The sequence below is a fragment of the Phaeodactylibacter luteus genome, from assembly GCF_007993045.1.
Classification (GTDB): domain Bacteria; phylum Bacteroidota; class Bacteroidia; order Chitinophagales; family Saprospiraceae; genus Phaeodactylibacter; species Phaeodactylibacter luteus.
On sequence record NZ_VOOR01000260.1, the window covers coordinates 1 to 284 of the forward strand.

The window sequence follows — 284 nt, forward strand, 5'->3', positions numbered from 1 at the left end:
ATCCAGCTGTACTATCGCGTTCTGGCATATGGCCGTTGGCGCTACGTTGTCCTCTACCATGACCGTCGCGGTGCACATGCTGACGTTGCTGTTCTCGTCTGTCACCGTCAGCGTCACTGTGTTCATGCCCACCTCAGCGCAGCCGAAAGCGGCCACATCCAGCATCAGGCTCGCTATGCCGCAGGCGTCTGTAGAGCCGTTGTCTATATCCGATGCCGTGATGCTGCCCATGCCGTCCGCATCCAGCTGTACTACCGCGTTCTGGCATATGGCCGTTGGCGCTA

1 pseudogene is annotated in these 284 nt (G+C 59.2%); it reads right to left on the reverse strand.

Annotated features, from left to right (window positions below):
- Nucleotides 1–284: pseudogene (locus FRY97_RS22800) on the reverse strand (HYR domain-containing protein); the annotation flags it as partial.